Origin of the sequence: Methylobacterium sp. 092160098-2 (assembly GCF_028920805.1) — a bacterium.
Taxonomy (GTDB): domain Bacteria; phylum Pseudomonadota; class Alphaproteobacteria; order Rhizobiales; family Beijerinckiaceae; genus Methylobacterium; species Methylobacterium fujisawaense.
In genome coordinates this window covers 1,293,655-1,307,458 of record NZ_JAQPZJ010000001.1, presented here as the reverse complement: position 1 = coordinate 1,307,458, position 13,804 = coordinate 1,293,655, and the positions used below count along the sequence as shown (strand labels likewise).

Genomic DNA, 13,804 nt, shown 5'->3' with positions numbered 1-13,804 from the left:
GTGTTCAATGGCCGCGGGCCGCCACCACGGTCGGCTTGGACGTGCCGTTGCCACGAACCCATGGTTCGGTGCAACCGGTGATATCTTCCGCATTCCGGGCCGGGCGGCGCCTCCTGCGCTTCCCGCCGGCGTGCCAGACAGGGACCAAGGTCATGGCGAAGGACGCGGCCGCAAAGGCCAAGGGGACCGAGCACCCCGATTACCACTTCATCAAGGTCGTGATGACGGACGGTACCGAGTACCAGACCCGTTCGACCTACGGGAAGGAGGGCGACACCCTCAATCTCGACATCGATCCGCTGACCCATCCGGCCTGGACCGGCGGTGAGCAGAAGATGCTCGATCGCGGCGGCCGGGTGTCGCGCTTCAACTCGCGCTTCGGCAATCTCGGCAAGCGCTGAGTCCCGAACACCTCGCTCACGCGAATCGCGCAATCAGGCGGGCGGTCTCGTTTCGGGGCCGCCCGTTTTCGTGCGCGCTGCCCAGCGCACGTCCTCGCACAGCGGGGCGCATGGTCCTGTCCGGCGGATGGTCTTCAGTTCGGAGTAGAGACTTCTCGCGCAAGTTGTTTTTGGACTTAGACTTAAGAATTATTGATTTTTTGCGGAGAAAAACATAGGGAGATCGAGCGCGATCTGACCAGAGGCAGCGCGGCTGCCGTCGCGGGCGGGGTTTCTGCGTCAGGGAACGGTTGCAACGATGAGTGGGGCTCCGTCGATAGAGCATGTCGACCGCGCAAACGTCGACCGGACTCTCTCGATCGAGCGCCGCGAGCCGCGGGCGGCACGTTACGGCTACGCCATCGCGATTGCCGCGGTGCTCTGCGCGCTGGCTGCGCGTGCGGCGCTTCCGCCCGGCCTTCCGTTCATCACCTTCTATCCCGCGGTCATCCTCACCGCCTATTTCTGCGGTCTCGGTCCGGCACTCGTCTGCACGATCCTATCGGGCGTGGCCGTGTGGTACGCCGTGCTGCCGTCGAACCTTCCAGCCACGGGCGCATCGTCGGCCGCCATCGCCCTGATCCTGTTCGGGATCGTCGTGGGCATCAACCTGATCCTCATCGAGAGGATGCGGCGGGCCTCGGACGCCAACGCGGCGTTGGCGCAATCCACGCGGCGGCTCATGGTCGAGCTCCAGCGTGAGACCAGCCTGCGCATGGCCAACGAGCAGCTCGCCGAGAAGACGCTGCTTCTCGATCTCGCCCTGCAGGCCGCCGATGCCGGAACCTGGCGCTACTGTGTCCGGACGGGGCGCGCCCAGCTCTCGGAGCAGATGGCGCGTCACCACGGCTTCGGCGACCAGCCCATCGAGATCGACGTCGAGCGCGACTGGCGACCGCGTATCCATCCCGACGATGCCGAGCGGACCTTGCGGGATCTCGGGGCGGCCATTGCCGGGCGAACGAAAGTCGTCACGGATTTCCGCGTTCTCCTGCCGGATGGCCGGGTGCGCTGGATCACCGGCCTCGGGCAGGTGGAGACCGACGCGGCCGGTGCCGTCACCGCGGTCGTCGGTCTCAGCCTGGACATCACCGCCCGTAAGGAGGCCGAGGCGAAGATCGCCCACATGGCGTGCCACGATCCCCTGACCGGGCTCGCCAATCGAACGCTGTTCCACGACCGTCTGGACGCGGAGATTGCCCGTGTCCGCCGGCACGGCGCCACCTTCGCGCTGTTCTGCCTGGACATCGACCGCTTCAAGGCCGTGAACGACACCCACGGCCACTCGGTCGGCGACGCGCTGCTCCGGATCGTCGCAGCCCGACTTCAGGCCGTCATCCGCACGGAAGACATGCTGGCGCGGATCGGGGGCGACGAGTTCGTGATCATCCAGACCGAGGCCGAGCAGCCCGAGAGCGCTTCCGCCCTCGCCGAGCGCCTGATCGGCACCGTGGAGCAGCCGATCGAGCTCGAGGGGCATACCCTCTCGGTGAGCCTCAGTGTCGGGATCGCCCTGGCGCCCGCCGACGGCCACGATCCGCTGAGCCTCTACAACAGCGCGGACCGCGCCCTGTACCGTGCGAAGGCGCAGGGCCGGAACACCTTCCGATTCGCGGGCTGAGGCCTCAGGCGATCAGCCCTCGGCCATCCGGAACGCCATCCGCAGCAGGCCCTGCTGCTGGGCCACCGGGCTCTCGACGGGGACCGGGGTCGGCCGGTCCTCGGCGATCAGCGCGTCGAGGTGCAGGATGCGGCTGTGCAGGCGCCGGGCGCGCACGATCAGCTGCTGGAGACGCATCGGCAGCAGGTTGAAATCCTGCTGCTTCGGCGGCTCCGCCGTGCCGAGCTTGACCCGGTGCTTCTCCTGAAGGGCTTCCGCCGGGGTCATCTCGCCTTCAGCGACCGCGCGCTGCACCAAGAGCCACGAGGCGATCTGCATCAGCAGCGTGGTCAGGCGCATGCTCTCGGCCGCGTAGCTGAGGGTCGCGTCGCGGGAGACCAGACGCGACTCGTCGCGGCCTTCGCCGTCGAGATAGGCGGCGGTCTCCTCGACCAGGGTCATCCCGTCGCGGAACAGCGCCTTGAAGGCGTCCGAGTTGACGTAGGACCTGCCGAAATCGATCCAGTCCTGATCGTCCCGAAACGTGACATCGAAGCCGTTCATCTGCCTCTCCTGTGCCGTCCGACGGCCCGGCTCGTTCCGATCCGGGACGCTCCGTCCTTGGCTTTCGGACGACACCGCAATCCTAGCGCCGATTGGCCCGAACAGCAGGGTTCATGTTTTTTTAACCTTAACCCGCCGTCCGATGCCTGGAGAAGGGTTGGGAGAAGGGTTTCGGGTCCGGCGGCGGAGAACGCCTCAGAACGCGGCCCGGATCCCTCCGAAGACGCTGCGGCCGCTGCCGGGATAGAACGCCGCCAGCGCGCCCGCTCCGCCGGCCGTCGCGGCGGCGTTTGCGAGCACGGCGATGTCCGAGACGTAGCGGGCATTCGTGAGATTGCGGGCATCCACGAACAGGGCGACGCCGTCGGCGAAATCGATGCCGGCCTCGACGCCGAGCAGGGCGTAGCCCGGCACCCGCAGGGTGTTGGCGTGATCCGCGAAGGCGCCCTGCGGGACCCAGTCGAGCGACGGCGCGACGTGGAAGCCGCTCGGGTGCCGGTAGCTCAGGACCGTCCGCAGCACGTCCGCCGGGATCCCGGCGATGCGGTTGTTGCCGAAGACCGGGTCGCCGACGAACCGGAAGTCGTTGTGGGTCCAGATCTGGGTCAGGCTGACCCCGTCGCCGGTCCCGGCGAGATCGCGGACGAGGTCCAGGGTGACGGCCGCCTCGACGCCCTGGTGGACGGAGCGGGGCGTGTTGAAGGTGGCGGCCGGAATGTTGAGGCCGGGATTGGTCGCGAAGTTGATCAGCTCGTCGCGCAGGTCCGACCGATAGAGCGTCACGTCGAAGGCGAGGCGGCCGAAGCGCCCGCGGGCGCCGGCCTCGTAGGTCCAGGCGCGCTGCGCCCGCAGGGGTACGAAGGTGGTGCTCAGGAGGTTCTGCTGAACGAGATCGGAGAAATCCGGCACGTCCCGGGACCGGACGACGTCGCCGAAGACCTGGATGTCGGGCCGCGGCTGCCACAGCAGGCCGACCTTCGGGTTGAGCCCCTCGTAGGTCACATCGGCGAAGCGCGGCCTCGGGTTGCCCGGCAGCCCGCCCTTGTCGCTGAAGGTCCGGTTCGACGAGAACGCCTTCGCGCCGGTCATCAGCGCCACGTCCGGCAGGAACCAGAAGCGGTTCTCGCCATAGGCCTCGACGCTCGACGCGCTTTGGAGGGAATTCAGCGTCTGCGCCCCCCGCTGTCCGCGGACATTGACGAATTGCAGCGCGGAGTTCTGGCCCGCGAAGGCGCGCAGCCCGAGGACGACGTCGTCGCGGAAGCCGCCGAGATCGAAGGTCCCGGCCCAGTGCGGGCTGATCCCGTAGGTCCAGCCATCCTGGTCGATCGCCTGGAAGATCGGATGGTACAGGCTCTTGTGGATCGCCCAGGTGTCGACGTCGAGCTTGCCCACGTCGAGGAGGAACGAGGTGCGGTTCGCGATGCGCTCCGTCTCGACCTTGCGGGACTGGTTGCCCGAGATGGCGGCGGGATTGGCCAGCGTCGGCGTCGTGAGGCTCTGGCCGAGGGTCAGGGTGCCCGGGAGCTTCTGGTCGGTGAGATAGGTGCCGAGATAGAAGCGGGTCTCGATGTCGGGGGCGATCCGGTAGCCGATATTGACGTTGAAGTTCTTCGTGGCCTGCGCCTCGTGGGCACGGAACCCGTCGGAATTGGTCAGCGTCGCGTTGACCAGCACGTCGAGCGGCCCGTCGATGCGGGACATCTGGGCCTGCTCGCGGATCGTGCCGAAGCTGCCGCCATCGACCCGCAGGATGTTGGGCGCCAGCGCCGTGTAGGCCGTGGGCGTCACGACGTTGACGGCGCCGCCCAGGGTCGTTGCCCCGAAGGTGAGGGCGTTGCCACCCTTGTAGACCTCCACCGAGCGCAGGGCGAGCGGATCGACCTGATAGAAGTCGCCGCTCCCGTCCGCGAGGTTGAGCGGGATCCCGTCCTGCAGCAGCTCGATGCCGCGCAGGTGAAAGGCGCGGGCGATGCCGGAGCCGCGGACCGACAGGCGCAGCTCCTGCCCGTAGCGCTCCTGCACGTAGACGCCCGGCACGTCCTTGAGCACGTCGCGGAGCGTGTTGGCATAGCGGTCCTGGAGCGTCGCGGCGTCGACGAAGGCCACGGACCCGACGGTTCCCGCGAGGGCGGCCCGCTGGCGGTCGACGCTCGGCACCGAGAGCGAGCCGCGGGTCTCGCCCGACGGAGCGTCCGTCGCGGCGGCGCCGACGACGCTGAGTTCGGACAGGGTGACCGAGGCGGCCGATGACTGAGGTTGCGCTGCGGCCGACGTCGCGCAGGCGGAGAGCAGGAGCGCGGCGCGTCGGCCGGCCCGGAACAGGCGGGGCATGGGGCAGAATCCGTGTCTGATGATCGGGGGCGGGCGGCGATCGGTCAGACGACGGGTGGGGCGCGGGCTCCGAGACCGGGACGTGGCGGCGCCCGCGGGAAAGCGACGCGCTGCGGCCGCGGGCCGGCGGCCGCGACCGGACGGGCGAGGGGGACGGCCGTCACGGTCGAGGGCGAGGGGAGGGTGGCTGGCCCCGCCGCGTGACAGGCGACGCAGCAATCCCCGTGGTGATGAGCCGGCAACTGCTTGCCGGCCGGTGCCCGATCTGTTTGGCCGCCATCGTCGAGGCACAGGATATGGTCCGGTCCCGCATTGGCCGAGGCGATCCCGCCGAGGATGCCCTGCAGCGCCAGGGCGTAGAGGGCGAGGAACGCCACGACCCGAGCGCATGCACGGACCGACCGTGCGGGAACGTCCCGACGATCCGCGCGGCCGCGCAGGCCGGGCGCCGTGGCGGCCCGGCCTCGTGGGTTCTCCCTTCTCACGTCGGTCGCCCGGCGGCCGATGCTCCCTGTCGGGCGGCTAGTGCTGGTGCTGATGCTGGCCGCTCGGCGCGCCCGCGCCGATCGGGGCCACCGTGAAGGTCACCGGCACGGCGCCCGCCCGCTGGAAGGTGAGCGTCCCCGCGATGGTCTCGCCGGCCTTCGGCGCGCCGGTGAGACCTTCGAACATCAGGTGGTAGCCGCCGGGCTTGAGCTCCACGGTCTCGCCGGGCTTGATCGTCAGGCCGTCCGAGACCGGTGCCATCTTCATGACGCCGCCCTCCATCGACATGGAGTGGATGTCGCTGCTCTTGGCAAAGGGCACCGTCGCGCCCGTGAGCGTGTCGGGCGTGCTCCCGGTATTGGTGATGCGCACATACCCGCCCGCGACCTTGGCGCCGTTCGGCGTGGCGCGCAGCCACGGCGTCTCGATCGTCAGGTCCCCGGCCTTCACGGTCGAGCCGGCGGCGGGCGTCGCCGCGGCCGGTGCGCCGCCGGCCTGAGCCACCTGGACGATCCGGAAGGACGGTGCCGCCGCCTTCAGGTCATGGGCGTCCTGGCCGGCCTTGGGGATCTCCGACCAGGAATAGCCGCCCTCCGAGCAATCCTGCTGGACCGGGACGTAGACGGTCGCGCCGGGCTCGAAGGTGTCGGCCACCTGCGCCAGGAACGTGAACTCGTCGACTTGGTCGTCCGGCAGGGAGCCGCCGCTCCAGGTGATCGCCGTCACGCCCTCAGAGGCCGTGCCGTGATGGGTCGCGTAGGTCTTGGCGTAGGGGCCGCGCGTTGTGGCGAGGGTCCAGCCGGGCTTCGGCATCGGCTTGGCGCCGACGAGGCCTTCTGGGATGCTGACGCTCACGCGGGTGGTCGGCTTGCCGTTGCAGCCGTGCATGATCTGGACGACGCCGCGATACGCGGCGCCGGGGGCGGCCTGCTTGCGTTCCAGCACTGCGTGAGCCTGCGCCGCGGAAGCGAGCAGCCCGAGGCCGAGGGCGGCCGAGACAAGGGTCTTCATGGGAGTTTATCCGTCCTGAGGGATCCGAGAGGTGGTGATCGCTCAGGCGGTCGGCGGCCCCCGGGGGGAGGCAATTGTCCCGGGCGGGGCGCGGGCACCGACGCTGCCGGTGAGGGGCCAGGCCGGATGAAGATCCGCGGCCGCGGCCCACCGGAGTGCGGTCACGGCCGGTCGCGGCGGAAGCGCCGGCCCGGTGGCCTGGGCCGCCGTGCAGCAATCGGCATGGCTGTGAGGAACGGGCGCTTCCGGTATGGCCGCCGGGTCGGAATGCTGCGCGCAGAGGCCGTCGGTCGTCGCCGGCCACGGCATCAGGCCGCCGAGGAAGGCCTGGAGCAGCAGGGCGTAGAGCGCCAGCACGGCGATCACGGCCCGCAGGGCCGGCCCGACACGTCGATCCGAAAGGGCCTCGCCCGAATCCATGCTGCTCCCGCGCACCGTCCGAACCGGACCGCTATGGCATCCCTGCCACACCGGGCGGCCTTAGGCTGTTGCCAGGGTGCCGCACCGGGACGCTGCGTGCGCTGGCGCACGGCGATGCCACATTCCGGCCCCTTCGATAGGGAGTCTTAACGCCATCCCGACACCGTGGCGCACGAGACAATCCGCTCCCGTCACGATCTGACGAACCCCGGACCAGAGCCAGCGACCGATGCGCAAGAAGGCACAAAACCGGTTCACCGCAATCCTGAGCGTCGCCGCTTTCGGCGCGCTGGGCTTCGGCGCCGCCCAAGCCCGCGATCAGGGCAACTATGCCCAGGCCGAGTGGGCGCAGGACTACGCTTCACCCGCCGGCATGCAGGTGCAGCGCGAGACGGTTCCGATCCTCTCGCCGCAGACCGTGACGTCCACCGAGCAGATGGTGGAGCGCTACAAGGACATCGTCGCCCGCGGCGGCTGGCGTCAGGTTTCCGGCGCCGACCATCTGCGGGTCGGCTCGCGCGGCCCGGCCGTGGCGGCCATCCGCCAGCGCCTGATCGTCACCGGCGACCTCGATCCGGCCGCCGGTGGCTCGGGCGTGTACGATTCGTACGTCGCCGCGGGCGTGAAGCGGTTCCAGGCCCGTCACGGCCTCAGCCAGACCGGCGCGATGACGATGGCCACCCAGCAGGCCATGAACGTCCCGGCCGAGGTGCGCCTCCGCCAGCTCGAGATCAACGTCGTGCGCCTGCGCTCCTACTCGGGCGATCTCGGCCGGCGCTTCGTGATCACCAACATCCCGGCCGCGCTCGTCGAGACGGTCGAGAACGGTCAGGTCGTGACGCTCCACGCCGCAGGCGTCGGCAAGATCGACCGCCAGTCGCCGATCATGAACACCAAGGCGACGCAGATCAATTTCAACCCGACCTGGACGGTCCCGGCTTCCATCGTGAAGAAGGACCTGATCCCGAAGATGCAGAAGGATCCGAACTACCTCACGGACAACAAGATCCGGATCCTGTCGAACGGCTCCGAGATCTCGCCGAAGTCGGTGAACTGGTTCTCGGATGAGGGCACCCGCTACACCTACCGGCAGGATTCGGGCGCCGACTTCAACTCGATGGGCATCGTCCGCATCAACATCCCGAACCCCTACGGCGTGTTCATGCACGACACGAACACCAAGGGCGTGTTCGGCGACGACTTCCGCTTCATCTCGTCGGGCTGCGTGCGCGTGCAGAACGTGCGCGAGTACATCACGTGGCTGCTGAAGGACACGCCCGGCTGGGACCGCCAGAAGGTCGAGGAAGCGATCGAGAGCGGCAAGCGCGTCGACGCCAACATCGCCCAGCCGGTGCCGGTCTACTGGACCTACATCACCGCCTGGTCGACCCCGGACGGCATCGTCCAGTTCCGCGACGACATCTACAAGCGCGACGGCGTGAACGTCCCCTCGACCATCGGCGCACCGACCCCGGTCGCCAGCGCCGAGCCGATGCCGCAGACCTTCGAGCCCGGCGACGAAGAGTAGTCGTTCCGCGGGCGCCGGCCGCCTCCGGCGGCGCCCGCCCATCGAACCCGATCCGAGGCCCGCACCTCCGCCGAGGCGCGGGCTTCGTGCGTTCGGGGCCGCTTCTGTCATCCGGAAGTCAAACGCGTCTGCTTGGCCGCGGGTCGCTACGTCCAGGATGCCGGTTGCCGGCCTCCCGCGAGACGACGCGCCGCGAAGCCGTGCAGGAGCCATCCATGTCGCGCGATACTCAACCCGGAGGCCTGACCCGCCGGAGCACCATGGCGGGCGCCGCCGCCCTGGGCCTCGTCGCGGGCCGGGCCGGCGCGCAGGAGACCGCCGAGGCCACCGGGATCGTCTCCGCGCGCGATGCGGCCGGCGGGGACCCGGCTCCGTTGCCGGGTGTGCTGGTGTCCAACGGTCGCGAGGTCGTGCGCACGGACGATCAGGGCCGCTACCGCCTGCCGATGTCGGGCGACGGGGCGGTCTTCGTGATCAAGCCGCCGGGCTACGCCCTGCCGCGCGACGCCGACAACGTGCCGCGCCATTCCTACATCCACCAGCCCGGGGGCACGCCCGCCGAGCTGGGCCTGCGCTATCGCGGGCTCGCGCCCACCGGGCCGCTCCCGGCCTCGATCGACTTCACCCTGACCCGCGTGGACGAGACGACGGACTTCGACGTCGTGCTGTTCACCGATCCCCAGCCCGAGAGCCGGTTCGAACTCGACCATGTGCGGGACACGGCGGTCGCCCGCGCCATGGCGATCCCGGCGGCCTTCGGCCTGACCACCGGCGACGTGCTGTTCGACGACCTGTCGCTCTACGGGCGGTCCAACCGCATCGTCGGGCGGATCGGTCTGCCCTGGTACAATCTGCCGGGCAATCACGACCTCAACATGCAGGCGCCGGACGCGCGCTACAGCCGCGAGACGTGGAAGCGGGTGTTCGGCGCGCCGACCTACGCGTTCCGGCACGGCCGGGCGTGGTTCGTGATGCTCGACAACGTCGAGTGGCTCGGGCCGCCCGTGCCGGTGGGCGCCAACACCTATCGAGGCCGGATCGGCGAACGCAGCCTCACCTTCCTGCGCAACCTCCTGGCCGAGATCCCCCGGGACGACCTGATCGTGCTGGCCATGCACATTCCGCTGCACACCGACACCGCGCCGGACGATCCGCGCAACACCACCACCGACCGCGCCGCGCTCCTCGAGCTGCTCGCCGGCCGCAAGGTTCTGAGCCTCGCCGGCCATACCCACACGACCGAGCACCATTACCTCGCCGACGGGCACCACCATCACGTGCTGACCGCCGTCTCGGGTTCGTGGTGGAGCGGTCCCGACGCCCGCACCGGCATCCCCTCCGCCGACAGCCGCGACGGCACGCCCAACGGGTTCCACGTCCTGTCGATCCGCGGCGCCGACTACACGTCGCGCTACGTCGCCGCGCAGGGTCAGCCGGACGAGACCATGCGGATCCTGTTCGAAAGCGAGTTGCGGGCCGGCGCGCCGGAGGTGGTGCGCTGGACCCGGCCCGTGCAGGGCCTCCGGCCGCCGGTGCCGCAGGACGCGCTCCCCGACACGACCCTGGTGGTGAACGTGTTCGACGGCGGCCCGCGTACGCACCTCGCGTTCCGGATCGGCGAGGCGCCGGCCCGACCGATGGCGCGCACCCGCCGCCTCGACCCGTTCGTCACCGAGCTCTACGAGCGCTACCCGGAGACCAAGAAAAGCTGGGTGAAGGCGACGCCCTCGACCCACATCTGGACGGCGCGGCTTCCGGACGATCTCGCCCCGGGGGCCCACCGGGTAATCGTGGAGGGGACGGACGAGTACGGCCGCCCGATCCGCGGCTGCACGGTGCTGGAAATCACCGGCGAGCGCAGCCGCGGCTGAATCCGGGCGCCGCGTGCTCGGCGGCGCCCGTGCGGGTCACGCTGCCAGCTGGCGGGCGCCGTGGCCACCCTCCTGGATCTCCTCGATGACCTTCGCGCAGAAGGCGTCGAGGTCGCCCGGGTTGCGGCTGGTGACGATGCCGTGATCGGTCACGACTTCCTTGTCGTGCCAGCGGCCGCCGGCATTGATCACGTCGGTCCGGATCGAGCTGAACGAGGTCAGATCGCGGCCCTTGGCCGCGCCGGTCTCGATCAGCAGCCACGGGGCGTGGCAGATCGCGGCCACGACCTTGCCGGATGTGAGGAAGCTCCTGATCACGTCGAGCGCCCGGGGCTCCAACCGGAGCTTGTCCGGGTTGATCTGACCACCCGGCAGGACCAGGGCGTCATAGGATGCGGGATCGACCTGCTCCAGATCGGTATCGACCGCGACCTCCTTGCCCCAGTCGGTCTTGTCCCAGCCGCGGATCGTACCCTTGCTCTGGCGCGATTGCGGGGCGGCGACGGTCACGGTGGCGCCGGCCTGGGCCAGCTTGGCCTGCGGGACGGTCAATTCGCTCTCCTCGAAGCCGTCGGTGGCGAGGATCAGGATCTTGGCTTGGCGGATGTCGGGCATGGCGGGTGTCCTCTTTGGGGATCTGCCCGGCTAACAAAGGGTCGTTCGCCCTGTTCCTGCGGCCCTCGGCCGCCCGGCCGCGTCCGAAACCGGATGTCGGTGCGGTCAACGGAACTCCCGCGAGGGCGACCCGTTGGTCACCATCCCAACCGCCAGGAGTCGCGTCATGGCCAATCCCGGTCTTCCCGAGCCCACGCCCGGCGACCTGCCGCCGCCCCCGCCGGCGCCCGATGAGGAGCCCGATATCGGTCCGACCGGTCCGCGCACGCCTTATCCGGTGAACGATCCGGGGATCGGAGAGCCCGGCGGCCCGGGCTCCGAACCCGACGTCTTCCCGGGCACGCCGACCGATCCCGGCACCCGCATGTGAAATGCTGTCAGTGACCGCCGTGCGAGGTTCGCACGTCGCGCGGCGCGCTGAGGATTTCGGAGAGGCTCGTCACCACGTGGCGGGCCTCTTCGTCCGTGAGCCGAAGCTGGAAGGGCGGTAGCGCGCCGGCCTGGAGGGCGACCACGGCCTGGCCTTCGTCATCGGTGCCGATCTCGATCGCGGACGACGTCACGTCGAGCATGGCGACCTCTTCGTCGCCCATCTCGTCGGCCATGTCGGGCTCGTCCGTGTCGTCGATCGCCGTCAGAAGTTGCCCGACGGCGCGCACCAGCGCCCGAGCGGCGCGGGCATCCATCACCACTGCCGTCGCCTGATCGTCCTTCTGGAAGGACAGCTGGATGTTCGCACCGTCCAGCGAGACCGAGATGCCTGCCATGTATCGTCCAGAGCCACGCGCCTTAACTGCTTGAGCGCATTCCGTATATGCATCGTGAACGCCCGGAATCACAGGGGGCGGGGCCTCTCGGCCGCCTCCCGATCCCGGCCTGCGACGCAGATGATACGCCGCTCATGCCTTGTTGCGGCCGCAGCCTGCGCTTAAATACGTCCTCGGGGGGCTTTTCCACCGAGGCTGACGCTGCTCAAGGTTCAGCGACTCGCGCCCCGCCGCACTGGCCAAATCCAGAAAGACCGTGGTGCATCACGCGGCCCTCGTGCCGCGCGGATGGCCTATGGACGAACGAGGTACACTACGTGAATACCGGCACTGTAAAGTGGTTCAATGAGACCAAGGGCTACGGTTTCATCCAGCCCGACGATGGCGGCAAGGACGTGTTCGTCCACATCTCGGCAGTCGAGCGCGCCGGGATGCGCAACCTGATCGAAGGCCAGCGGATCACTTACGAGATCCTCACGGACAAGCGCAGCGGCAAGGACGCCGCCGGCAACCTGCAGGCGGCCTGACCGTCGCAGGATTTGAAGGCGCCTCACGCGGCTTTCCTTGCGCCAGCCGGTACAGGTGAAAGGCGCGCATGACGCGCGAAGCGGCCGCCCGAAGCGGTTCCCCCTTCCGACGCTGCCATTCCGGGCAAGATCGCCCGGTCCGGGTCGCGTCGGAGGCAATATCCCAGAAACGACGCCGGACGGAGCCAACGTTCGGTCCAGAGAAGAAAAGACACAGATGTTGTTCGAGTTTACACGGCGCCGCGGCGTCCGTTCCCCCGTGACCGATGCGCCGACCTTCCGGGTGGGCAAGCTGGCCCGGGCCAAGACCGCGGAGCAGACCGGGGTCGATGTCAGCGACCTGATCGATCGATCCTACAATTACCATTCCCCGCGCGAGCTGCATTGGCATCTCGCCGAGCGCCTCGGGCTCGCGCCCGGCGCGGTGAAGCTTCGCGAGGCGGCGGCGGCCTGAGAGGCCGGACCGCCGGTCTGCGCAGGGCCTCGTCCTCAGACGTCCCAGGCGGACAGGACGGGGTCGCGCAGGCCGACCGGTGCGGCGAGCAGCTCGCCGTGCACCGGGTCGGGGCGGTTGTAGAGCGTCGCCGCCCCCCCGAAATCGCAGACCACGCCCCCTGCCTCACGCAGGACGAGGTCGGCGGCGGCAAGGTCCCAATCGCGGGCATTGCCGGAAATCATCCCGATATCGACCGTTCCGTCCGCCACGCGGGCGAGCCGCAGGGCGAGAGACGGGATCCGCGCGATCACCTCGAAATCCGGTTCCGTACCGGCGCCGCGGGTCAGACGGTCGAGCATCGGCTTCGGGCCGGTGATGCGGGCGCCCGTCAGGTGCTGCCGTGCATCGACGCGGATCGGTTCGCCGTTCCGCGTCGCGCCGCGACCGCGCACCGCCTCGTAATCGGCGTTGCCCACCGGCGCGTGCACGAACCCGATCAGCGGTTCGCCGCCCGACAGGAGCGCAACCGCGATCGACCAATCCGGATGGCCCGACAGGAAGGCCCGCGTCCCGTCGATCGGATCGACGATCCAGACGAGGTCGTGGCCGAGGCGGGCCGGGTCGTCGGCCGTCTCCTCCGACAGCCACGCGGCGCGCGGCACGAGGGCGCTCAGGCGCACCTTCAGGAAGGCATCCACCGCGACGTCCGCCTCGGTCACCGGCGAGCCGCCGGCCTTGGACCAGATGCGGGCCGAAGTCTGACCGCCGAGCCTGAAGAACGGCCGCGCGATGTCGGCCGCCTCGCGCATCACGGCGCGCAGCTCCGGCATGAGGGCGGATACGGCATCGTCGGTGAGAGACTCGGGCATCGCGCTCCGCGTGGAATCCGTGCGGCCCGCGAGGGCCTTGCTGTCCCGTCCGTCCGGTGACGCGGACGTCCGGGCCCGCCTGGGCTCACCCGCTCGGGCTGAGAAGACCCGGCACGGAGGATCGCGCGCCCGGTCGCTCCGTTGTACGGCGCCTCCCGCAGCGCCACAAGGATGCTGGTTGATCGTTCGATAACGACCGGTCTGGGCAAGGAAATGTTGAGCATTCAAGGAAGCATTGAGCATTCCGCAAATGACAGCGCTGTCCAGATTCGCTTAACGACGGCTCTTAAGCGGTGCGGAGGAGTTCGGGTGCGATTTTGCTTGGCATAACGGACG

Annotated in this window: 15 protein-coding genes; 7 read left to right on the top strand and 8 right to left on the bottom strand. The window is 69.4% G+C overall.

Going from position 1 to position 13,804, the window contains the following annotated elements; translation table 11 throughout:
• Positions 1-152 precede the first annotated feature (152 nt).
• Complete coding sequence (gene rpmE / locus PQI07_RS06065) at positions 153-401, top strand: 50S ribosomal protein L31 (RefSeq protein ID WP_012322259.1); 249 nt, start codon at positions 153-155, stop codon at positions 399-401.
• A 298-nt stretch (positions 402-699) separates the two neighbouring features.
• Entirely contained in the window at positions 700-2,061 is a 1,362-nt protein-coding gene (locus PQI07_RS06060) for a diguanylate cyclase domain-containing protein (RefSeq protein WP_274926253.1), read from the top strand.
• A 12-nt stretch (positions 2,062-2,073) separates the two neighbouring features.
• Here PQI07_RS06060 and rcdA read toward each other — a convergent pair whose 3' ends face one another.
• The 5 genes from rcdA to PQI07_RS06035 form a co-directional block, all read right to left on the bottom strand.
• Complete coding sequence (gene rcdA / locus PQI07_RS06055) at positions 2,074-2,604, bottom strand: protease adaptor protein RcdA (RefSeq protein ID WP_043353077.1); 531 nt, start codon at positions 2,602-2,604, stop codon at positions 2,074-2,076.
• 195 nt (positions 2,605-2,799) lie between these two features.
• Positions 2,800-4,938 carry a TonB-dependent receptor family protein gene (locus tag PQI07_RS06050; protein ID WP_274926252.1) on the bottom strand — a complete coding sequence of 713 codons (2,139 nt, stop codon included), beginning with the start codon at positions 4,936-4,938 and terminating at the stop codon, positions 2,800-2,802.
• Positions 4,939-4,982: 44 nt separating this feature from the next.
• Positions 4,983-5,315, bottom strand: coding sequence for a DUF2946 family protein (locus tag PQI07_RS06045; protein ID WP_274926251.1), 333 nt, complete (start codon positions 5,313-5,315; stop codon positions 4,983-4,985).
• A 145-nt stretch (positions 5,316-5,460) separates the two neighbouring features.
• Entirely contained in the window at positions 5,461-6,435 is a 975-nt protein-coding gene (locus PQI07_RS06040; RefSeq protein WP_182591205.1) for a copper chaperone PCu(A)C domain-containing protein, read from the bottom strand.
• A 42-nt stretch (positions 6,436-6,477) separates the two neighbouring features.
• Positions 6,478-6,855 carry a hypothetical protein gene (locus PQI07_RS06035; RefSeq protein WP_111473215.1) on the bottom strand — a complete coding sequence of 126 codons (378 nt, stop codon included), beginning with the start codon at positions 6,853-6,855 and terminating at the stop codon, positions 6,478-6,480.
• A 229-nt stretch (positions 6,856-7,084) separates the two neighbouring features.
• On the opposite strand from PQI07_RS06035, the gene PQI07_RS06030 reads away from it, so the two are divergent.
• Together PQI07_RS06030 and PQI07_RS06025 are read left to right on the top strand one after the other, a co-directional pair.
• Positions 7,085-8,383, top strand: a complete 1,299-nt coding sequence (locus tag PQI07_RS06030; RefSeq protein ID WP_043760317.1) for a L,D-transpeptidase family protein — start codon at positions 7,085-7,087, stop codon at positions 8,381-8,383.
• 215 nt (positions 8,384-8,598) lie between these two features.
• Complete coding sequence (locus PQI07_RS06025) at positions 8,599-10,254, top strand: calcineurin-like phosphoesterase family protein (RefSeq protein ID WP_274926250.1); 1,656 nt, start codon at positions 8,599-8,601, stop codon at positions 10,252-10,254.
• 36 nt (positions 10,255-10,290) lie between these two features.
• Here the strand turns inward: PQI07_RS06025 and PQI07_RS06020 are convergent, their stop codons facing one another.
• Positions 10,291-10,869, bottom strand: coding sequence for a type 1 glutamine amidotransferase domain-containing protein (locus tag PQI07_RS06020; protein ID WP_043382680.1), 579 nt, complete (start codon positions 10,867-10,869; stop codon positions 10,291-10,293).
• Between the two features lie 166 nt (positions 10,870-11,035).
• Between PQI07_RS06020 and PQI07_RS06015 the strand changes: the two genes are divergently transcribed.
• On the top strand, positions 11,036-11,239 hold the full coding sequence (locus PQI07_RS06015) for a hypothetical protein (protein ID WP_043353093.1): 204 nt from the start codon (positions 11,036-11,038) through the stop codon (positions 11,237-11,239).
• 7 nt (positions 11,240-11,246) lie between these two features.
• On the opposite strand, the gene PQI07_RS06010 is transcribed toward PQI07_RS06015, so the two are convergent.
• Complete coding sequence (locus tag PQI07_RS06010) at positions 11,247-11,636, bottom strand: hypothetical protein (RefSeq protein WP_043353095.1); 390 nt, start codon at positions 11,634-11,636, stop codon at positions 11,247-11,249.
• Between the two features lie 317 nt (positions 11,637-11,953).
• Between PQI07_RS06010 and PQI07_RS06005 the strand changes: the two genes are divergently transcribed.
• Both PQI07_RS06005 and PQI07_RS06000 read left to right on the top strand, forming a co-directional pair.
• Positions 11,954-12,163: a cold-shock protein gene (locus PQI07_RS06005; protein ID WP_010682786.1), complete on the top strand. Its 210-nt coding sequence runs from the start codon at positions 11,954-11,956 to the stop codon at positions 12,161-12,163.
• 217 nt (positions 12,164-12,380) lie between these two features.
• Positions 12,381-12,617: a hypothetical protein gene (locus tag PQI07_RS06000; protein ID WP_043353097.1), complete on the top strand. Its 237-nt coding sequence runs from the start codon at positions 12,381-12,383 to the stop codon at positions 12,615-12,617.
• A 35-nt stretch (positions 12,618-12,652) separates the two neighbouring features.
• On the opposite strand, the gene PQI07_RS05995 is transcribed toward PQI07_RS06000, so the two are convergent.
• Positions 12,653-13,468 (bottom strand): inositol monophosphatase family protein, encoded by an 816-nt coding sequence (locus PQI07_RS05995; RefSeq protein ID WP_111473212.1) that lies wholly within the window; start codon positions 13,466-13,468, stop codon positions 12,653-12,655.
• Positions 13,469-13,804 lie beyond the last annotated feature (336 nt).